The following is a 17656-nucleotide window of genomic DNA, read 5'->3' as shown; positions in this document are numbered from 1 at the left end:
ATGGCGAAGACGTCGCTGAAGGTCAAGGCAGCGCGCAAGCAGAAGTTCGAGGTCAGGGCGTACACTCGTTGCTCGCGCTGTGGCCGTCCCCGCGCTGTCTACCGCAAGTTCGGGCTGTGCCGCGTGTGCTTCCGCGAGATGGCGCACCGGGGCGAGCTGCCCGGCATCACCAAGTCGAGCTGGTAAGCCGCAGCGCCGGCCAGCCGCACCACAAGTCACATCAACCGGGCGCCGTACGGCGCCCACGACCACACCGTAGGTCCCAGCCTGGGGAAACCGCGGTGAGGAAGGCCACCGGCCATGACGATGACCGACCCGATCGCAGACATGCTGACGCGTCTGCGTAACGCGAACTCGGCCTATCACGACACCGTGAGCATGCCTTACTCCAAGATCAAGGCACACATCGCGGAGATCCTCCAGCAGGAGGGCTACATCCAGGCCTGGAGCGTCGAGGACGCCAAGGTCGGCAAGAACCTCGTGGTGGAGCTGAAGTTCGGCCCGAGCCGCGAGCGTTCGATCGCCGGCCTGCGCCGGGTGTCGAAGCCCGGTCTGCGGGTCTATGCAAAGAAGGACAACCTGCCCCGCGTGCTGGGCGGCCTGGGCGTCGCGATCATCTCGACGTCCGGCGGCCTCATGACGGACAAGCAGGCCGGCAAGCGTGGAGTGGGCGGGGAAGTCCTCGCCTACGTCTGGTAACGAGGGGAGGAACCACAGCATGTCGCGAATCGGACGGCTGCCCATCCCCGTACCGGCGGGTGTCGACATCACCATCGACGGCCGGAACGTCCAGGTCAAGGGGCCGAAGGGCACGCTCACTCACACTGTCGCGGAGCCGATCGAGGTCTCTCGCGGCGAGGACGGCACCATCGCCGTCTCCCGGCCGAACGACGAGAACAAGGTCCGTGCTCTGCACGGCCTGTCCCGCACGCTGATCGCCAACATGGTCGCGGGCGTCACTCAGGGCTACACGAAGACGCTGGAGATCGTCGGCGTCGGTTACCGCGTCGCGGCCAAGGGCCCGACGCAGCTGGAGTTCTCGCTGGGCTTCAGCCACCCGGTGATCGTCGACGCCCCCGAGGGCGTCTCCTTCCGCGTCGAGCGGCCGACCCTGTTCCACGTGGACGGCATCGACAAGCAGAAGGTCGGCGAGGTCGCCGCGAACATCCGCAAGCTGCGCAAGCCCGACCCGTACAAGGGCAAGGGCGTGCGCTACCAGGGCGAGGTTGTCCGCCGCAAGGTCGGAAAGGCTGGTAAGTAGCCATGGCTGGCAAGACTGCGTTCGGCAAGCACACGGCCGCCCGCACGATCTCGCGGGCCCGCCGGCACCGCCGCGTCCGCAAGAACGTCTTCGGCACGCCGGAGCGTCCCCGTCTCGTCGTCAACCGGTCCACGCGGCACCTGTTCGTGCAGATCGTCGACGACACCCAGGGCCACACGCTGGTGAGCGCCTCCACCATGGACGCCTCGCTCCGCGGCTCCGAGGGGGACAAGACCGACAAGGCGAAGAAGGTCGGCGAGCTTCTCGCTCAGCGGGCCAAGACCGCCGGGATCACCGCTGTCGTCTTCGACCGCGGTGGCAACCGCTACGCGGGGCGCGTGGCCGCTCTCGCGGACAGCGCCCGTGAAGGCGGGCTGCAATTCTGATGGCCCGTCCTACGAGCAACGAGAAGAGGAACCACTGATGGCTGCAGCTCCGCGTCGCGGTGCAGGCGGCGGTGGCGAGCGGCGTGACCGTCGTGAGGATCGCCGCGGTGGCGCCGCAGACAAGGGCGTCTCGTACATCGAGCGCGTCGTAAAGATCAACCGAGTGGCGAAGGTCGTCAAGGGCGGCCGGCGCTTCAGCTTCACCGCGCTCGTCATCGTCGGGGACGGCAACGGCCTCGTCGGCGTCGGGTACGGCAAGGCCAAGGAGGTGCCCGCGGCGATCGCCAAGGGCGTCGAGGAGGCCAAGAAGCACTTCTTCAAGGTTCCGCGCATCCAGGGCACCATCCCGCACACCGTGCAGGGCGAGGACGCCGCGGGCGTCGTCCTCCTGCGTCCGGCCTCGGCCGGTACGGGTGTCATCGCGGGCGGTCCGGTGCGCGCGGTCCTGGAGTGCGCCGGCATCCACGACGTGCTGTCCAAGTCGCTCGGCTCGGACAACCCGATCAACATCGTGCACGCCACCGTGGCGGCTCTGAAGGGCCTCAGCCGGCCCGAGGAGATCGCCGCCCGCCGTGGCCTGCCGATCGAGGACGTCGCCCCCAAGGCGATGCTCAAGGCTCGCGCGGAGGGCCTCGCCGAGGCCGCCGCCGCCGCGAAGGCGGTGAGCTAGTCCATGGCGCGTCTGAAGATCACCCAGGTCCGTTCGAAGATCGGCGGCACGCAGAACCAGCGTGACTCGCTGCGCTCGCTCGGCCTGAAGCGGATCGGCGACGTCGTCGTCAAGGAGGACCGCCCGGAGATCCGGGGCATGGTCGCCAAGGTGACGCACCTCGTCGAGGTGGCCGAGCTCTCCGAAGAGGGGGTCGAGTAGTCATGACCGACAACGCTCCGCTCAAGCTGCACGACCTCCGTCCGGCTCCGGGCGCCAACAAGTCGAAGGTCCGCAAGGGCCGCGGCGAGGGCTCCAAGGGCAAGACGGCCGGCCGGGGCACCAAGGGCACCAAGGCCCGCAACACCGTGATGCCGGGCTTCGAGGGTGGCCAGGTGCCGCTGCAGCGGCGGCTGCCGAAGCTGAAGGGCTTCTCCAACGCCCTGTTCAAGACGTCCTACCAGGTCGTCAACCTGGACAGGCTCGGGGAGCTGTTCCCCCAGGGCGGCGACGTCACGATCGACGACCTCGTCGCCAAGGGTGCGGTCCGCAAGAACCAGCTCGTCAAGGTGCTGGGCACCGGTGACATCTCCGTCGCGCTCAACGTGCAGGCGCACGCCTTCTCGGCGTCCGCGAAGGAGAAGATCGCCGCGGCCGGCGGCTCGGTCTCCGAGCTGTAGGCATGATGCTGCGCGAGGCGCGGAGGTTCGTTATGAGCCTCCGCGCCCGTAGTGCGTTAGAGTTCGCTGGGCAGCGGCCCCGCGCCGCGGCCGACCAGGCTCATAGGCAAGTACTCATGTCGAGAGACGCCGTCCAGGCCGTCACCGACCGTCACCGCGTCACAGGCGCGCAGGAGGGACCGTGCTAACCGCGATTACCCGGGCATTCCGGACGCCGGACCTGCGCAAGAAGCTGCTCTTCACCTTGGGCATCATCGCGCTGTTCCGGCTCGGCTCGGTGCTCCCCACGCCGGGCGTGAACGCCGCGAACGTCCGCCTGTGTCTCGACCAGGCCCAGTCCGGCGACGCCGGCAACATCTACGGGATGGTCCAGCTCTTCTCGGGCGGCGCCCTTCTGAAACTTTCCGTGTTCGCGCTCGGCATCATGCCGTACATCACCGCGAGCATCATCCTGCAGCTGCTGACCGTGGTCATCCCCCGTCTCGAGGCCCTGAAGAAGGAGGGCCAGGCGGGGACGTCGAAGATCACGCAGTACACGCGGTACCTCACCATCGGTCTGGCGGTCCTGCAGTCCACGGCGTTCGTCGCGCTGGCCCGCAGCGGCCAGCTGTTCCCGAGCTGCCGCGAGCAGATCCTGCTCAGCCAGGACGTCTTCCCGCTGGTCACCATGGTGATCATCATGACCGCCGGCACGGCCGTCATCATGTGGCTGGGCGAGCTCGTGACCGACCGCGGCGTCGGCAACGGCATGTCGATCCTGATCTTCACGCAGGTCATCGCGGTCTTCCCGTCCGAGCTGCTGAGCATCTACCGCCTGAGCCCGTTCAAGTTCGTGGTCGTGATGATCGTCGGCATCGTGATGATCGCGGTCGTCGTGTTCATCGAGCAGGCGCAGCGCCGGATCCCGGTCCAGTACGCGAAGCGCATGGTCGGCCGCCGGATGTACGGCGGCACCTCGACCTATATCCCGCTGAAGGTGAACCAGGCCGGCATCATCCCGGTCATCTTCGCCTCCTCGCTGCTGTACCTGCCGCAGCTGCTGGTGACGCTGTTCGGCAACAGCAACAAGCCGAACGCGGTGGTCGAGTGGCTGGCGCAGAACATGGTCCGGGGTGACCACCCGGTCTACATGGGCACGTTCTTCGCCCTCATCATCTTCTTCACCTACTTCTACGTGTCCATCACCTTCAACCCCGTTGAGGTGGCCGACAACATGAAGAAGTACGGTGGGTTCATCCCGGGCATCCGTCCGGGCCGGCCGACCGCCGAGTACCTGAACTACGTGCTCACGCGGCTCACCGCCGCCGGCGCTCCGTATCTGGGTGTCATCTCGCTCATCCCGATCATCGCGCTGGCGGTGGCCGGGGCGAGCCAGAACTTCCCGTTCGGAGGGACCAGCATTCTGATCATGGTTGGTGTTGGCCTGGACACGGTCAAGCAGATCGAGAGCCAGCTGCAGCAGCGCAACTACGAGGGCTTCCTGAGATAGTGCGCGTCGTCCTGGTCGGGCCCCCCGGAGCGGGTAAGGGGACGCAGGCCCAGTTCATCGCTTCGCACCTGTCGATCCCGAAAATCTCGACAGGCGACATCTTCCGTGCCAACGTGTCCGGCGGCACGGAGCTCGGCAAGCTCGCCAAGGAGTACATGGACCGCGGTGACCTCGTCCCCGACGAGGTCACGGTCGCCATGGTCCGCGACCGGCTGTCGGAGGACGACGCGCAGGAGGGCTTCCTCCTCGACGGGTTCCCCCGCAACGTGCCGCAGGCCGAGGTCCTCAAGAAGATGCTGGCCGAGTTCGGCATCTCCCTCGACGTGGTGCTCAACCTGGTGGTCGACGACGACGAGGTCGTACGGCGGCTGGCCGGGCGGCGCACCTGCCGTTCCTGCGGCAAGGTCTGGCACGAGCTGTTCGACCCGCCGGCCGTCGCCGGCGTCTGCGACGCGTGCGGCGGCGAGCTGTTCCAGCGCGACGACGACCGCGAGGAGACCATCAGGCACCGCCTGGAGGTCTACCAGGAGCAGACGGCGCCGCTGATCTCCTTCTACGCAGACGAGGGCATCCTGCAGGGGGTCGACGCGACCGGGCCGGTCGAGGAGGTCACCCAGCGGGCGATGTCGGCGCTGCGGCGGTTCGCCGACTGAGGCATTACCACGGCCACGGACGCCATCCCTATCCTTGGGGTGGCGTTCAGGCTTATATGGGACAATCACGTGAGGGGGTGGACAAGTGTTCAAGAAGAGCAAGCACGGGATCCAGATCAAGAACGCGGAGCAGATCGACAAGATGCGCGCCGCGGGCCTGGTCGTGGGCCGGACGCTGGAGCTGCTCCGGTCGTCCGTGCGGCCCGGGATCACCCCCCTCGACCTCGACGCCATCGCCGAGGAGGCGATCCGCGGCGAGGGCGCCATCCCCTCGTTCAAGGGCTACCAGGGCTTCCCTGCGACCATCTGCGCGTCGGTGAACCACGAGGTGGTCCACGGCATCCCGACCGACAGCAGGAAGCTGCGCGAGGGCGACGTCATCGCGATCGACTGCGGCGCCATCCTCGACGGCTGGCACGGCGACTCGGCGATCACTGTAGCGGTCGGCGAGGTCGACCCGGCGCTCACCGAGCTGATCCGCGTCACCGAGGAGGCCATGTGGCGCGGCATCGCCGCGCTGCGGGTCGGCGGCTTCCTGTCCGACATCGGTCACCAGGTCGAGAAGTACGTCCGCTCCCAGGGCCGCTACGGCATCCCCCAGGAGTACGGCGGCCACGGCATCGGGACCGAGATGCACATGGACCCGTGGGTGGCCAACCACGGCCGGCCCGGCCGTGGCCCCCGCTTCGAGGCGGGCATGTGCTTCGCCGTCGAGCCCATGGTCAACCTGGGCACCGACCGCACCAAGGTGCTGGCCGACGACTGGACCGTGGTCACGCTCGACGGCAAGCCCTCGGCGCACTTCGAGCACAGCGTCGCCGTCACGGAGAACGGGCCGCTGGTCCTGACCGCCCTCGACGGGGGAGAGGCCAAGCTGGCGACGCTCCTGGCCGGGGACGGCGCGGCGACCGTGCTGCCGGAAAAGCCCTGATTCCCGCTGCTTTCCTCGCCCGCCGGTGAACCATAATGGTCGTATCGCTCGACAGCGGGAGATGGTGATGGCGGCAGCGCCGGAGATGCGGGCGTCCGACGGGGACCGGGACAGGGTCGCCGCGGCACTGCGCGAGCACATGGCCCAGGGCAGGCTCACCGTGGACGAGTTCGGCGAGCGCCTGGAGCAGGTCTACCAGAGCCGCACGTACGGCGAGCTGGCGAAGGTCACGTCCGACCTGCCCGAGATCGACCTGCACACCCTGCCCGCCACCGTCGCCCCCGTTCGGAGCGACGGTCGCAGGCCCGCCGACAAGGCCCAGAACTCGCTCAAGGCGTCCTGGGCGGCCTGGGCGTCGGCCAGCGCGATTAACTGGGTCATCTGGATCATCGTGAGCGTCACGTCGGGGCACCTCGTCTACCCGTGGCCGCTGTGGGTCATGGGTCCCTGGGGCGCCATCATGCTCGTCGGCACGATCTTCGGGACGACGCACAACACCAAGCGCGGCCGCTGACCGGGGCGCCGCCCCCTGTGTGTATTTTTCCTGGTTGAAGAACCGGCCGAGTGTGGATTCCTGCGCAGAACGGATAGGCGATCGTCCGTAATTTCAGGGGTGTCCGGAGATGAGCAGCATCTTCGACGAAAATCCCCTGGAGGAACAATGAACCTGCGCACCGTCCTCGCCGGGACCGCCGTGGCCGGCGCCCTCGCCGCGGGCCTCATGTCGGCCCCGGCCCAGGCCGCGACCACGGCCAGCCCGTTCAAGCACTTCTTCGGCACGACCTACTCCAGCTACGGCGGCAGCCACGGCGAGCACCGCGGCGACCGGTCGTACTTCAGCAAGGGCTACTGGTACCGCGACAACGGCCGCTACTACTTCTTCGGCGACCTGTACGACCGGGACCACGACCGTGAGTACAGCTACGTCTGGTTCCGCTGGCACGACGACGGCGGCTCGCACTTCCGGTCGTTCCGGACCTTCGACCACGTGCACATCGGCCACTTCGGCGGGTTCACCCGCAGCCACGGCTTCGACGACTTCGACGTCCGGGTCTGCGAGGGCGGCCCGACCGAGGACTGCGGCAGCTGGCACGACGTCTTCTGAGATGTCCGCTCCGAGCGGCACGGGGGTTCCGAGAGGAACGCTTCGAGGTTGCAGAGGGGCTCGCCCGGTCCGGGCGGGCCCCTTCCCGCGTGCGGCCCGGCTGAGGGCGCGGGGAGTGGCCCGGACGAGGGCGGACGGGTACCCTTTCATCTGGTTGTGTCGGGACCCCATGCCTTCGTTTCGCAATTCGGGCCGGGTTGGCGTACACTCCTTTGTCGGTTCACTATGACCTTTGCGCGTAGGCGGTCTGGCAGATCGCCGCTCTCTGGAAGCGCCACGAAGGTCGCGGCTGCTTAGTGTTCCGAAGCCTCTGACGATCGATCAGCGAAACGCGAGGGTCATGGCCAAGAAAGACGGCGCCATCGAGATTGAGGGCACTGTGGTTGAGTCGCTCCCGAACGCGATGTTCCGGGTGCAGCTCGACAACGGCCATAAGGTCCTGGCCCACATCAGCGGGCGAATGCGGATGCACTACATCCGGATCCTTCCCGACGACAGGGTTGTCGTGGAACTGAGCCCCTACGACCTCAGTCGTGGGCGGATCGTCTATCGGTACAAGTAGGCCCGCCTCTCCGAGGCTGGGTCGTATGCGGAACGAATAAGGACTATGAAGGTCAAGCCGAGCGTCAAGAAGATCTGCGACAAGTGCAAGGTGATCCGCCGGCACGGTCGCGTCATGGTGATCTGCGACAACCTGCGCCACAAGCAGCGTCAGGGCTAGGGATCACTCCCTAGAGTCGCCAGGCTCCCGCACGGTCCGCCCGAGTGGCGGACTCGACGCATGTGAGGAGCCTCCGGCGCGGACGCCGGGCGGAGACGCCCGCGGGTCCGGCCGGACAACGGAAACGGTGTCTCACACCGGCGCAGGCGGCGTCCCCACGGGGAGGCCGTACCACGTTGGAGACCCCCGGTCGGAGGCCGGGGCCCTCGCCCCGGGCATGGGGAGGGGAGTGAGGCGCGAGACCTCCGCCACAAGAAGGAGAATGCCCGACCATGGCCCGCCTGGTTGGCGTCGACCTCCCCCGCGACAAGCGGCTGGAGATCGCTCTCACCTACATTTTCGGAATCGGCCGCACCCGCGCCCAGGAGATCCTCGAGGCGACGGGCATCAGCCCCGACCTGCGCGTCCACCAGCTGACGGACGCCGAGCTCGTGCCGATGCGCGACTACATCGAGGCGAACTACAAGATCGAGGGTGACCTCCGCCGCGAGGTCCAGGCCGACATCCGCCGCAAGATCGAGATCGGCTGCTACCAGGGCATCAGGCACCGCAAGGGCCTGCCCGTCCACGGTCAGCGGACGCAGACGAACGCTCGCACCCGCAAGGGTAAGAAGAAGACCGTCGCCGGCAAGAAGAAGCCGGGCAAGAAGTAGTCCTCGCAGCCACATTCCAGGAGATAGCGCTTAAATGCCGCCGAAGAGCCGCCAGGGCGCACCGAAGAAGGTGCGCCGCAAGGAAAAGAAGAACGTCGCTCACGGGCACGCCCACATCAAGAGCACGTTCAACAACACGATCGTCTCGATCACCGACCCCAACGGGAACGTGATCTCCTGGGCCAGCGCCGGCCACGTCGGGTTCAAGGGCTCCCGCAAGTCCACCCCGTTCGCGGCCCAGATGGCTGCCGAGAACGCCGCCCGGCGTGCCATGGAGCACGGCATGCGCAAGGTCGACGTCTTCGTCAAGGGTCCCGGCTCCGGCCGTGAGACCGCCATCCGTTCGCTGCAGGCGACCGGTCTCGAGGTCGGGTCCATCCAGGACGTGACCCCGGTCCCGCACAACGGCTGCCGTCCGCCCAAGCGCCGCCGCGTCTGAGCTCAGGAGATAGAAGGAAATGGCTCGTTACACGGGTCCGGACTGCAAGCTCTGCCGTCGTGAGAAGACGAAGCTCTTCCTCAAGGGCAAGAAGTGCGAGTCCGCCAAGTGCCCCATCGAGATCCGTCCGTACCCGCCGGGTGAGCACGGCCGCGGCCGCCCCAAGGAGTCGGAGTACCAGCTTCAGCTTCGCGAGAAGCAGAAGACCCGCCGGATCTACGGCGTCCTCGAGAAGCAGTTCCACAACTACTACGAGGAAGCCAACCGCAAGACCGGCAAGACGGGTGAGAACCTCCTCCAGATCCTGGAGAGCCGTCTCGACAACGTCGTCTACCGCGCCGGTTTCGCCGAGTCGCGCGACGCCGCCCGCCAGCAGGTGCGCCACGGCCACTTCCTGGTGAACGGCAAGAAGGTCGACATCCCGTCGTACCGCGTGCGCGAGCACGACATCGTCGAGGTCCGGGAGAAGTCCCGCAACCTCATGCCGTACGAGGTGGCCCGCGCCACCGCCGGCGACCGCACCGTGCCCGCGTGGCTGGGTGTCTCGCCGGAGGCCATGCGCGTCCTCGTGCACCAGCTCCCGGTCCGCCAGCAGATCGACACGCTGGTCCAGGAGCAGCTCATCGTCGAGCTCTACTCCAAGTAAGTAGGGCTCCGGCACCAGGTCATGACGCCGTACGGCCGGTTTCGCCGGCCGTGCGGCATCATGGTTGTAGGCGAGCGGCGTCAAATAGCGGGCGCCGCCGTAACCGAGGGACCGGCTCTCGCCCGGCAGGGCGGCCCGTCCCGGATTCAGGAGTGATCCATGCTGATCGCACAGCGCCCGAGCCTCCAGGAGGAGCAGCTCGAGGAGCACCGGTCCAGGTTCATCATCGAGCCTCTCGAGCCGGGCTTCGGCTACACCATCGGAAACTCGGTGCGGCGCACGCTGCTGTCCTCCATCCCGGGGGCGGCGGTCACCAGCATCCGCATCGAGGGCGTGCTGCACGAGTTCTCGACCGTGCCCGGGGTCAAGGAAGACGTCACCGACATCATCCTCAACCTCAAGTCGCTGGTCGTCTCCTCCGAGCACGACGAGCCCGTGGTGATGTACCTGCGCAAGCAGGGCCCGGGCGAGGTCACGGCCGCGGACATCGCGCCCCCGGCCGGCGTCGAGGTGCACAACCCGGACCTCCACATCGCCACCCTCAACGGGAAGGCGAAGCTGGAGATGGAGCTGACCGTCGAGCGCGGTCGCGGCTACGTCTCCGCGGCGCAGAACAAGCAGCCGGGCCAGGAGATCGGCCGGATCCCGATCGACTCGATCTACTCCCCGGTTCTCAAGGTCACCTACAAGGTCGAGGCCACCCGTGTCGAGCAGCGCACGGACTTCGACCGTCTGATCCTCGACGTCGAGACCAAGCCGTCCATGAAGCCCCGCGACGCGGTGGCCTCGGCCGGCAAGACCCTCGTCGAGCTCTTCGGCCTGGCCCGCGAGCTCAACGTCGAGGCCGAGGGCATCGACATCGGCCCGTCGCCGACGGACGCGGCCCTGGCCGCCGACCTGGCGCTGCCGATCGAGGAGCTCAACCTCACCGTCCGCTCGTACAACTGCCTCAAGCGCGAGGGCATCCACACCGTGGGTGAGCTCGTCGCCCGCAGCGAGCAGGACCTGCTGGACATCCGCAACTTCGGCGCCAAGTCGATCGAAGAGGTCAAGCAGAAGCTGCACGAGATGGGCCTCGCCCTCAAGGACTCGCCGCCCGGATTCGACCCGTCCGCGGTCGCCGGCGGCGGGTACGACGACGAGGACGGCGGCTTCATCGAGACCGAGCAGTACTGATCGTCACCGATCGCTGCCGGTAGGCACCACCGCATCACCGGCCGCCCCGCGTCGTACGGCGTGGGGCGGCGATGACAGCCACGACCGGTACGCCGGTCGGCCCGACCCCGGTACCTGACACGGCCGGGGCGGGTTATCCATGAGGAGCATCACATGCCCAAGCCCACCAAGGGCCCCCGCTTCGGCGGCAGCCCGGCCCACGAGCGGCTGATCCTGGCGAACCTCGCCACCCAGCTGTTCCAGAACGGCCGGATCCGCACCACCGAGGCCAAGGCGAAGCGTCTCCGCCCGCTCGCGGAGAAGCTGATCACCAAGGCGAAGAAGGGCGACATCCACAACCGTCGCCAGGTGCTGACCGTCGTCCGCGACAAGGGCGTCGTCCACCACCTCTTCACCGAGATCGCCCCCACCTTTGCCGAGCGCCCGGGCGGCTACACCCGGATCACCAAGCTTGGCCCGCGTAAGGGCGACGCCGCTCCGATGGCGGTCATCGAGCTGGTGACCGAGCAGCTGAACCCGGTCCGCGTCTCCCGCACGGCTCCGGCCGCCGCCGCGGCTCCGGTCGCCGAGGAGACCGCCCCGGCCGAGACCCCGGCCGAGGAGACCGCTCCGGAGACGGAGACCGCCGAGGCCGTGGAGACGGCTCCGGAGGCCGCCGAGGCGGAGCAGCCCGCGGACGGCGAGAAGAAGGACGAGGCCTGATCCCAGGCTTTGTGAGCGGGCTCAGTGTCCCCTTCGGGGGATCCTGGGCCCGCTCGTGTTTTGCGGGCCGGTGTCGCAGGGGAGGGACGGCGTGGAGCGAGACGTCCGGCTGAGGCTGGACCTGGGGTACGATGGGACGGATTTCTCGGGGTGGGCCCGGCAGCCGGACCGCCGTACGGTACAGGGCGTGCTGGAGGAGGCGCTGGGCCGCGTCCTGCGCCTCGACCCGCCGCCCGGGCTGACCGTCGCCGGGCGCACCGACGCCGGGGTCCACGCGCGCGGCCAGGTGGCCCACGTGGACGTGCCCCTCGGCGCGCTGGCGGCCGCGGGGTCGTCCGCGCGCGAGACCGTCGCCGACGCCGAGGAGGGCTGGCGGGAGAACGGCTCCCAGTGGCTCTCCACGCTCACGCGGCGGCTGGCCGGGGTCCTGCCCCCGGATGTCCGGGTTCATGCCGTCTCCGTCGCTCCGGAGGGCTTCGACGCCCGTTTCTCGGCGCTGTCCCGCCGGTACGGCTACCGCGTCTGCGACGCCCCGGGCGGCGTCGACCCGCTGCGGCGGCGGGAGGTGCTGTGGTTCGCCCGGCCGCTCGACGTGGGCCTGCTGAACGCCGCGTCGGCCCGGCTGCTCGGAGAGCACGACTTCGCGGCGTTCTGCCGCAGGCGCGAGGGGGCCACCACGATCCGGGAGCTCCAGCGGCTGGAATGGGCGAGGGGCGCGGACGGCGTCGTCCTGGCGACGGTCGTGGCCGACGCGTTCTGCCATTCGATGGTCAGGGCCCTGGTGGGCTCGCTGCTGACCGTGGGCGAGGGCCGGCGGCCCGTGGAGTGGCCGGGCGAGGTGCTGGCGGGAGCCGTACGGGATCCGGGGGTGCACGTCGCGCCCGCGCACGGGCTGACGCTGGAGGAGGTGCGCTACCCGGCCGGCGAGGAGCTGGCCCGGCGCGCCGAGGCGACGCGCCGGGTCCGCACGCTCACTTCCTGACGCGCTTCTGCACCACCTGGGCCGTGAGGTCGCGGAACTCGCCGCTCACCGGGACGAGGTTCTTGTCCTTGGCGTCCGGGGTGTGCCCGTCGGCGTAGGTGGCGTAGCTGAAGACGATGTACCGCCCCCAGACCATGCCCGCGGCGTAGCCGCCGGAGATCGCCACCCGGCTGGCGCCGCTGGACTCCTTGCCGTTCAGCCCCTTGAACCAGACGTTGGCCGCGAGGTCCTTCGCCTGGTCGACCGTGAGCGCGGCCTGCTTGGTCGGCATCACGGCGATGCCCGTGGTGACCGCGTAGTCGCGCTTGCCGTCGATGTAGGTGGCCCGCAGCACCCGGCGGCACTGCTGCTGCTCCAGCGCCTGCGCGAACGCCCCGGCGGCCGCCTGGCGGCAGGTGTCGGTGACGTCGACCTTGACCCTGCGGAAGGTCCGCCCGGCCAGCGTCACCCTGGTGTCGGGGAACGCCTCGCCCGGGGACATCGTCTTCGGGTCGGTAGTCTCCGAGTCGACCACCGACGCCGCCGCCGTGCTCGCCTGCGGGATCGCGGTCGTCGCGCCGCCGGTGGCCGCCGGGCGGCTCACGGGCGAGTTCCCGGTGTCTCCCGAGTAGGCGTAGTAGGCCGCCGTGCCGATCGCCGCCACGACGACGACGGCGCCGGCCGCGAGCAGCGCCTTCCTGATCGCGCCGCCGCTCCCTCCGCCCGGCGCGGCCGGGCGGCGCAGCGGCACGGGGAGCGCGGAGCCGGGGGACGGCGGGGTCGAGCCGAACCCGGGCGGGGGCGTCGGCTTCCCGGCCTTGGCGGGCGTCACCGGGGTGAAGGCGAACGGCGTGTCGCCGGAGGCCGTCGTCGAGGCCGGCCCGGCGGGGGAGGAAGTCGAGGGCATGTGTCCTGGGGGTGTCTCGGGCGAGGCCGGCCGCGACGCGGTGGCATCGGCGGGCGGCACATCCGCGGATGGCGCCTCCACCGGCTGACCGCCGCTGACCGGCGCGCCGGGGGAGGCGGGGGAGAGGGGCGGGGACGAGGCGAGGGCGCCGTACGGGGAGGGCGAGCCGTCGCCCTGCCACGGCGCGTTCGGCGGGAGGACCGTGTTCGGCGGGAGGACCGTGTTCGGCGGAAGGACCGTGTTCGGGGGGAGGACGAAGCCCTCCACCGGGGTGGCGCCGGATGAGCTGTCGGGAGAGGCGGGACCGTACGGCCACGGCTGGCCCGGGTGCCCGCCGACCGGCGACCCGTTGACGCCCTGCGGCCCGTACACGCCCGGGTGCTGGTGGCCGGGGACGCCACCGGCGCCCGGCGCACCCGCGTCGTTCCCGTACGCGTACGGCGATGTCGTCGTGCCGGGGTCGCCCGGCGTGCCGGGCTGGTAGGGCGAGCCGGCGGCGCCGGGGTACGCCGGTGTGCCGTACGGCCAGGGTGCGCCGGGCTCCGCGGGTGCGCCCGGGGGCGGGTAGGAGGCGGCGCCGGGCTGGGCGGGTGCGCCGGGCGCGGCCGCGTACGGCGACGGAACCCCGGTGGCGCCCTCCTGGCCGGGAACGCCGCCGTCGGCGGGCCGCACCGCGTGCCGCCCGGTCGGCGAACCACCCGCGTCGGCGGGGTTTCCGCCGGCAGGAACGGTGGCCGATCCCGTCGTCTCCTCCACAGGGAGGGTGCCTCCCGGGCCGTCCAGCGCGTCGCCGGGGAGGGCCGGGCCGGCGGGGGGTACCGCGGAGCCGAGGGGTGGCGTCGCGGGCACCCCGGTGCCCGGTGCGCCGGAGGAGGGCACCTGGTCGGCCGGGGCGACGGAGCCGGACGCCGTGGTGGCGGGGATCGCGGAGCCCGGCGCCGCGTCGAGCGCGTCGCCGGCCACGCCGCCGGAGGCCGCCGGGCCGTCCTCGGCCGTGCCGGACCCGGCAGGGCCCGTGGTGGGGGCCGAGAGGCCGTCCGTGATGCCGGATGCGGCAAGGAGGGGGGCCGAGGGGTCGGTCGTGGCGCCGGGATGGCCGCCGGTCGAGGCCGAAGGGCCGGGCGTGGTGGTGCCGTGCGTCGTGCCGCCTGTGGTGCCGGGGAGCGCCGACGCGTCGCCGCTGTGCGCCGTGCCGGCGGAGGTCGCCGAGGCGTCCGCGCCACTGCCGCCGGCGGCGCCGCCCTGCACGTCGGAGACTCCGCTGTGCGCCGCGCCGGCCGTGCCGGCGGAGGTCGCCGAGGCGTCGGCCGGCACGTCGGCGACGTGGGCGGAGTCCGCACTCGCGGCGCCGTCACCGCCGGACGCGTTCGCGGCCGTCGCCTGCTCAGCGGAGGGCAGGCCGCCTGCGGAGGCGACGCCGATCGCGGACGTGGCGGCCGGCCGAGCGCTGGAGCCCTCCTCACCGCTCGTGGCGGTGGGTGTGCCCGCCTCGCGCGAGGCGTCCCCTGGTCCGTCGCCCTGACGGGTGGAGTCGCGGTCCGTGCCGGTCGCGTCGTCCTGCCGGGTCGCGCCGCCGTCCTCGTACGCCGTGGCGGGCGGCCATGAGGTGCCGAACCCGCCGGGACGGCCGCCACCCTCCTGGTCCTCCTCGGCGGACGTGTAGGGCTCGCCGGGAAGCCGCGGCGGCCACACGGGCACGTCGCCGGGCTCCGCCGGTCGGACCTGCGCCGCCGAAGCCTCCTCCGCGTGAGCGGCCTGCTCGGGCTCGCCCGAAGACGGCCAGTTCACGAAGCGCGCGGGAGCCGCGTCGCTCGCGTCCTCCTGACCGGGCCTGTCGGTCCGCTCCGGCGCGGAGGAGGGCGGGGCGGAGGGAGGAGTGGACGGGGCCGCGCCGGCCTCCGGGACCGGTGCGGGCCACACAGGTCCTGGCGCCGAGGGCCGGTCCCCCGCCTGGCCCACGGCCTGTGGGGGGACGTGCCAGTCGGGCCGCCATCCCGGTCCGGCGCCGGGGTCTGGCGGCACAGGCCGCAGGCCTTCCCGATCCCCCGCGTGAGGAGCGGCGGGCTCCGCCGGCTGGTTGGGATGGGGCGTGCCGTACGGCGGCTGCGGCCCTCCGTCGTGCCATCCCTGCGCCTCCACCCCGGCGCCACCCGAAGAGTGCTGCGGCCAGGTCTGTGGGGAGCCCTGCCACACGGGCATGCCGGGGGGCGGGGGCGGCGCCTGCCCAGGGACGGCCCCCGGCCAGGGGGCGGGCGGGCCGCCCTGAACGTCGTGCGGCTGCCGCCCGTCGGCGGGAGCGGCAGGCGGAGGGATGGGCGGGTTCCAGCCCGGGTGAGGTCCCTGCGCCGGGCCGGGCCACGGGGCACGGCCGGCATCGGGCGAGGGGGCGGGCCAGGACAGGTGCTCCGACGGCTCCGGATCCGGCAGGGGCCACCCCTGGGCTCCGGGGTCGTTACCGGGGACGCCGTTGAACGAGGGCGGCGGCTGCCAGCCGGACGCGGGAGGCACGCCGGGTTGTGCCGGAGGCTGCCAGGCGCCGTCGCTCCCCGGACCGCTGGGCTGCGGCGCGGGCGGCCACGCGGGCCCCTCAGGAGGCGCGGAAGGAGCTCCTGACGGGCCTCCGGACCGCGGCGTGCCCTGCCAGGGCGGCCCGCCCTGCTGGTCGGGGGACCACGCCGTACCGGGTGCCGGCGCGGGCGGCCAGGACGTGCCCTGCGGAGGCGTGGAGGAGGGTCCGGCGCCGGGCCGGGGCGGCCATGCCGTTCCCTCCGGGGGCGTGCCCTGGTGCGGGGCGGGCGGCCAGGGCGCGGAGGGAGGGGTGGTGGCCCCGGCGGGCGGCACAAACGCCCCCGCCTCCTCCGGCCCACCAGGCGGCCCGGGATACGGCCCCTGAGAGGGTCCGGAATACGGTCCGGCAGGAGAGCCGGAATACGGTCCGGACGCCGGCCCGGGAGGCGCCGCGGGCGGCGGCGGGTACCCGGGCTGCCCGGCAGAGCCTTGAGCCGCGGGGGAGGGCGGCAGGGGAAGGCCGGGCTGCGCCGGGAACCGCCGCGTCGACTCCAGGTCCTCCGGGGAGTCGTCGCCGGCCGGACCGTACGGAGAGGGCTCGGAGGACGCCGAGGGCAGGGGCGACAGCCAGCTGTAGGCCGAGGCGTCCTCGTCGGGCGTCCACGCCGGCCCTTCCACGGGGGTCTGCCCGAAGCTCGGCGGGGGCATGGGAGGAGCCGCCGAGCCGTCGGCGTCCGACTCGCGGCGATTCACCGCCGTGTCGTGTTCGTGCTCGGAACCGGAATCCTGGCCACGCATAGCCGGAAGCGTATCCGCGCCGCCGTGCCCGCCGTGCCCCTATGGGCGTTTACGCATGACCCGCGCCATGGTCCACCGCAACGGAATCAGATGACGAAACGCCAGGAAACCGGCGTCCTGTCACCCGTGGCCGCCCGTCAGCGAACGCGTCTCCAGGGCAGGGAAAACAGTCGCGTCGGTGATGTCCACGGCCGTCTGGTACAGCTTCTTGAGCTCCGACTTCCCGGGCTGATGGCCGTCCTTGAACTGGAACCACAGCAGGACGGCGTAGTGGCCGTGCGTCCACCCTCCGGCGTACGCCTCGCCGCTGCCGAGGTGCTTGGACGCCTCGTCCTTGCCGGGAAGCGGCTTGAGGAAGTCGGTGCGTTCGCCGCCGCCCCCCGCGGACGCCGTCTTCTTCGCGGCCGCCGAGGTCTTCAGGTTGGCCACCCCCACCGTGCCGATGATCGTGCCCTTGGCGTCCACGTAGCTGGCGCGGATGAGCTGGGTGCAGCCGCCGTCCTTCAGCGCCTTGGCGATCTTCGAGCCGGTCACGCCGTCCGCGCAGCTCTTCTCCTTGCGCCAGGCCGTGCGCGTGTACGACCTGCCCTTGTTGGTCACCTTCTTCTTGCCGAAGATCTCGCCCACGCTCAAGGGGATCTTGTCGGTTGCCCGGGAGGCCGCGTAGCCGTACTTGCCGCCGGGCGCGTCGGGGACCAGCGGCGACGGAGTGGGCGGCTTGACAGGGGCGGCGACCGGCTTCGTCTCGTTCTTGGCGGCCACCCACAGCCCGAGGAAGAGCGCGGCGATCAGGGCGATGAGGGCCGCCCCCAGCACGAGCGGGCGTCGCCAGAAGGGGGCGGGGGCGTCCGGATCCCACACCGGTTCGGGCAGCGGCGGCACCCGGGACTCCGCGCCGCCCCGTCCCGCGTCGGCCGCGCCCTGACCGCGGAAGGCGTCGGCCCGCCCGCGCAGCGCGTCACCAGGGCGATCCCCCGAAGGGGAGGGGCCG

General features: G+C 71.1%; 22 protein-coding genes. 20 read left to right on the top strand and 2 right to left on the bottom strand.

The genetic code is table 11. From position 1 onward, the window contains the following. The 20 genes from MPTA5024_RS24960 to truA all read left to right on the top strand — a co-directional run bounded on the left by MPTA5024_RS24960 (position 1) and on the right by truA (position 12473). On the top strand, positions 1 to 186 hold the full coding sequence (locus tag MPTA5024_RS24960; RefSeq protein WP_030451489.1) for a type Z 30S ribosomal protein S14: 186 nt from the start codon (positions 1 to 3) through the stop codon (positions 184 to 186). Positions 187 to 300: 114 nt separating this feature from the next. Continuing rightward, the gene (rpsH, locus tag MPTA5024_RS24955) at positions 301 to 699 is read left to right on the top strand and encodes a 30S ribosomal protein S8 (RefSeq protein ID WP_036328503.1); all 399 of its coding nucleotides are present in this window, start codon (positions 301 to 303) and stop codon (positions 697 to 699) included. 19 nt (positions 700 to 718) lie between these two features. Next, entirely contained in the window at positions 719 to 1261 is a 543-nt protein-coding gene (gene rplF / locus MPTA5024_RS24950) for a 50S ribosomal protein L6 (RefSeq protein ID WP_036328500.1), read from the top strand. A gap of 2 nt (positions 1262 to 1263) precedes the next feature. Beyond that, entirely contained in the window at positions 1264 to 1647 is a 384-nt protein-coding gene (gene rplR, locus MPTA5024_RS24945; RefSeq protein WP_036328497.1) for a 50S ribosomal protein L18, read from the top strand. A gap of 37 nt (positions 1648 to 1684) precedes the next feature. Further along, positions 1685 to 2317 (top strand): 30S ribosomal protein S5, encoded by a 633-nt coding sequence (gene rpsE / locus MPTA5024_RS24940; protein ID WP_036328494.1) that lies wholly within the window; start codon positions 1685 to 1687, stop codon positions 2315 to 2317. Between the two features lie 3 nt (positions 2318 to 2320). Beyond that, on the top strand, positions 2321 to 2518 hold the full coding sequence (gene rpmD / locus MPTA5024_RS24935) for a 50S ribosomal protein L30 (RefSeq protein ID WP_036328491.1): 198 nt from the start codon (positions 2321 to 2323) through the stop codon (positions 2516 to 2518). Positions 2519 to 2520: 2 nt separating this feature from the next. Then, on the top strand, positions 2521 to 2976 hold the full coding sequence (rplO, locus tag MPTA5024_RS24930) for a 50S ribosomal protein L15 (RefSeq protein ID WP_036328488.1): 456 nt from the start codon (positions 2521 to 2523) through the stop codon (positions 2974 to 2976). Between the two features lie 181 nt (positions 2977 to 3157). Next, complete coding sequence (gene secY, locus MPTA5024_RS24920; protein ID WP_036328485.1) at positions 3158 to 4465, top strand: preprotein translocase subunit SecY; 1308 nt, start codon at positions 3158 to 3160, stop codon at positions 4463 to 4465. After that, entirely contained in the window at positions 4465 to 5118 is a 654-nt protein-coding gene (locus tag MPTA5024_RS24915; RefSeq protein WP_036328482.1) for an adenylate kinase, read from the top strand. The genes secY and MPTA5024_RS24915 overlap by 1 nt, the downstream gene beginning before the upstream one ends. A gap of 85 nt (positions 5119 to 5203) precedes the next feature. Next, positions 5204 to 6049, top strand: coding sequence for a type I methionyl aminopeptidase (gene map / locus MPTA5024_RS24910; protein ID WP_036328479.1), 846 nt, complete (start codon positions 5204 to 5206; stop codon positions 6047 to 6049). A 67-nt stretch (positions 6050 to 6116) separates the two neighbouring features. Then, positions 6117 to 6563, top strand: coding sequence for a DUF1707 SHOCT-like domain-containing protein (locus MPTA5024_RS24905; protein ID WP_036329433.1), 447 nt, complete (start codon positions 6117 to 6119; stop codon positions 6561 to 6563). A 147-nt stretch (positions 6564 to 6710) separates the two neighbouring features. Then, positions 6711 to 7154, top strand: coding sequence for a hypothetical protein (locus MPTA5024_RS24900; RefSeq protein WP_036328477.1), 444 nt, complete (start codon positions 6711 to 6713; stop codon positions 7152 to 7154). A 340-nt stretch (positions 7155 to 7494) separates the two neighbouring features. Beyond that, positions 7495 to 7716, top strand: a complete 222-nt coding sequence (gene infA, locus MPTA5024_RS24895) for a translation initiation factor IF-1 (RefSeq protein WP_012887858.1) — start codon at positions 7495 to 7497, stop codon at positions 7714 to 7716. A 45-nt stretch (positions 7717 to 7761) separates the two neighbouring features. Beyond that, positions 7762 to 7875, top strand: a complete 114-nt coding sequence (gene rpmJ, locus MPTA5024_RS24890; RefSeq protein ID WP_003956441.1) for a 50S ribosomal protein L36 — start codon at positions 7762 to 7764, stop codon at positions 7873 to 7875. A 272-nt stretch (positions 7876 to 8147) separates the two neighbouring features. Next, positions 8148 to 8528, top strand: a complete 381-nt coding sequence (gene rpsM, locus MPTA5024_RS24885; protein ID WP_036328469.1) for a 30S ribosomal protein S13 — start codon at positions 8148 to 8150, stop codon at positions 8526 to 8528. 34 nt (positions 8529 to 8562) lie between these two features. Continuing rightward, entirely contained in the window at positions 8563 to 8967 is a 405-nt protein-coding gene (gene rpsK / locus MPTA5024_RS24880; protein ID WP_020542285.1) for a 30S ribosomal protein S11, read from the top strand. Positions 8968 to 8986: 19 nt separating this feature from the next. Continuing rightward, positions 8987 to 9613 (top strand): 30S ribosomal protein S4, encoded by a 627-nt coding sequence (rpsD, locus tag MPTA5024_RS24875; RefSeq protein WP_036328464.1) that lies wholly within the window; start codon positions 8987 to 8989, stop codon positions 9611 to 9613. A 159-nt stretch (positions 9614 to 9772) separates the two neighbouring features. Next, entirely contained in the window at positions 9773 to 10789 is a 1017-nt protein-coding gene (locus MPTA5024_RS24870) for a DNA-directed RNA polymerase subunit alpha (protein WP_036328460.1), read from the top strand. Between the two features lie 153 nt (positions 10790 to 10942). Continuing rightward, positions 10943 to 11491 carry a 50S ribosomal protein L17 gene (gene rplQ, locus MPTA5024_RS24865; protein WP_051458612.1) on the top strand — a complete coding sequence of 183 codons (549 nt, stop codon included), beginning with the start codon at positions 10943 to 10945 and terminating at the stop codon, positions 11489 to 11491. Positions 11492 to 11582: 91 nt separating this feature from the next. After that, a complete protein-coding gene (gene truA / locus MPTA5024_RS24860) occupies positions 11583 to 12473 on the top strand; it encodes a tRNA pseudouridine(38-40) synthase TruA (protein ID WP_036328458.1) in 891 nt (296 codons plus the stop codon). On the opposite strand, the gene MPTA5024_RS41280 is transcribed toward truA, so the two are convergent. Further along, complete coding sequence (locus tag MPTA5024_RS41280) at positions 12463 to 15147, bottom strand: hypothetical protein (protein WP_157099698.1); 2685 nt, start codon at positions 15145 to 15147, stop codon at positions 12463 to 12465. The genes truA and MPTA5024_RS41280 overlap by 11 nt on opposite strands. A gap of 1638 nt (positions 15148 to 16785) precedes the next feature. Further along, the coding region (locus tag MPTA5024_RS24850) for a hypothetical protein (protein ID WP_198167357.1) at positions 16786 to 17656 on the bottom strand (871 nt) is incomplete at its 5' end.

It is taken from the genome of Microbispora sp. ATCC PTA-5024 (assembly GCF_000511135.2).
Lineage (GTDB): Bacteria > Actinomycetota > Actinomycetes > Streptosporangiales > Streptosporangiaceae > Microbispora > Microbispora corallina.
The sequence above is the reverse complement of the archived record's forward strand: the minus strand, read 5'-3'. Positions and strand labels throughout refer to the sequence as shown.

Excerpts from the sequence above, each read along its gene's own strand:
- MPTA5024_RS24900 (WP_036328477.1), top strand. The coding sequence starts at position 6,711 with ATGAACCTGCGCACCGTCCTCGCCGGGACCGCCGTGGCCGGCGCCCTC.
- rpsH (WP_036328503.1), top strand. The coding sequence starts at position 301 with ATGACGATGACCGACCCGATCGCAGACATGCTGACGCGTCTGCGTAAC.
- rplO (WP_036328488.1), top strand. The coding sequence starts at position 2,521 with ATGACCGACAACGCTCCGCTCAAGCTGCACGACCTCCGTCCGGCTCCG.
- rpsK (WP_020542285.1), top strand. The coding sequence starts at position 8,563 with ATGCCGCCGAAGAGCCGCCAGGGCGCACCGAAGAAGGTGCGCCGCAAG.
- MPTA5024_RS24905 (WP_036329433.1), top strand. The coding sequence starts at position 6,117 with ATGGCGGCAGCGCCGGAGATGCGGGCGTCCGACGGGGACCGGGACAGG.
- rplF (WP_036328500.1), top strand. The coding sequence starts at position 719 with ATGTCGCGAATCGGACGGCTGCCCATCCCCGTACCGGCGGGTGTCGAC.
- infA (WP_012887858.1), top strand. The coding sequence starts at position 7,495 with ATGGCCAAGAAAGACGGCGCCATCGAGATTGAGGGCACTGTGGTTGAG.
- rplQ (WP_051458612.1), top strand. The coding sequence starts at position 10,943 with ATGCCCAAGCCCACCAAGGGCCCCCGCTTCGGCGGCAGCCCGGCCCAC.
- rpsM (WP_036328469.1), top strand. The coding sequence starts at position 8,148 with ATGGCCCGCCTGGTTGGCGTCGACCTCCCCCGCGACAAGCGGCTGGAG.
- rpmJ (WP_003956441.1), top strand. The coding sequence starts at position 7,762 with ATGAAGGTCAAGCCGAGCGTCAAGAAGATCTGCGACAAGTGCAAGGTG.
- MPTA5024_RS24870 (WP_036328460.1), top strand. The coding sequence starts at position 9,773 with ATGCTGATCGCACAGCGCCCGAGCCTCCAGGAGGAGCAGCTCGAGGAG.
- rplR (WP_036328497.1), top strand. The coding sequence starts at position 1,264 with ATGGCTGGCAAGACTGCGTTCGGCAAGCACACGGCCGCCCGCACGATC.
- rpsE (WP_036328494.1), top strand. The coding sequence starts at position 1,685 with ATGGCTGCAGCTCCGCGTCGCGGTGCAGGCGGCGGTGGCGAGCGGCGT.
- MPTA5024_RS24960 (WP_030451489.1), top strand. The coding sequence starts at position 1 with ATGGCGAAGACGTCGCTGAAGGTCAAGGCAGCGCGCAAGCAGAAGTTC.
- rpsD (WP_036328464.1), top strand. The coding sequence starts at position 8,987 with ATGGCTCGTTACACGGGTCCGGACTGCAAGCTCTGCCGTCGTGAGAAG.
- rpmD (WP_036328491.1), top strand. The coding sequence starts at position 2,321 with ATGGCGCGTCTGAAGATCACCCAGGTCCGTTCGAAGATCGGCGGCACG.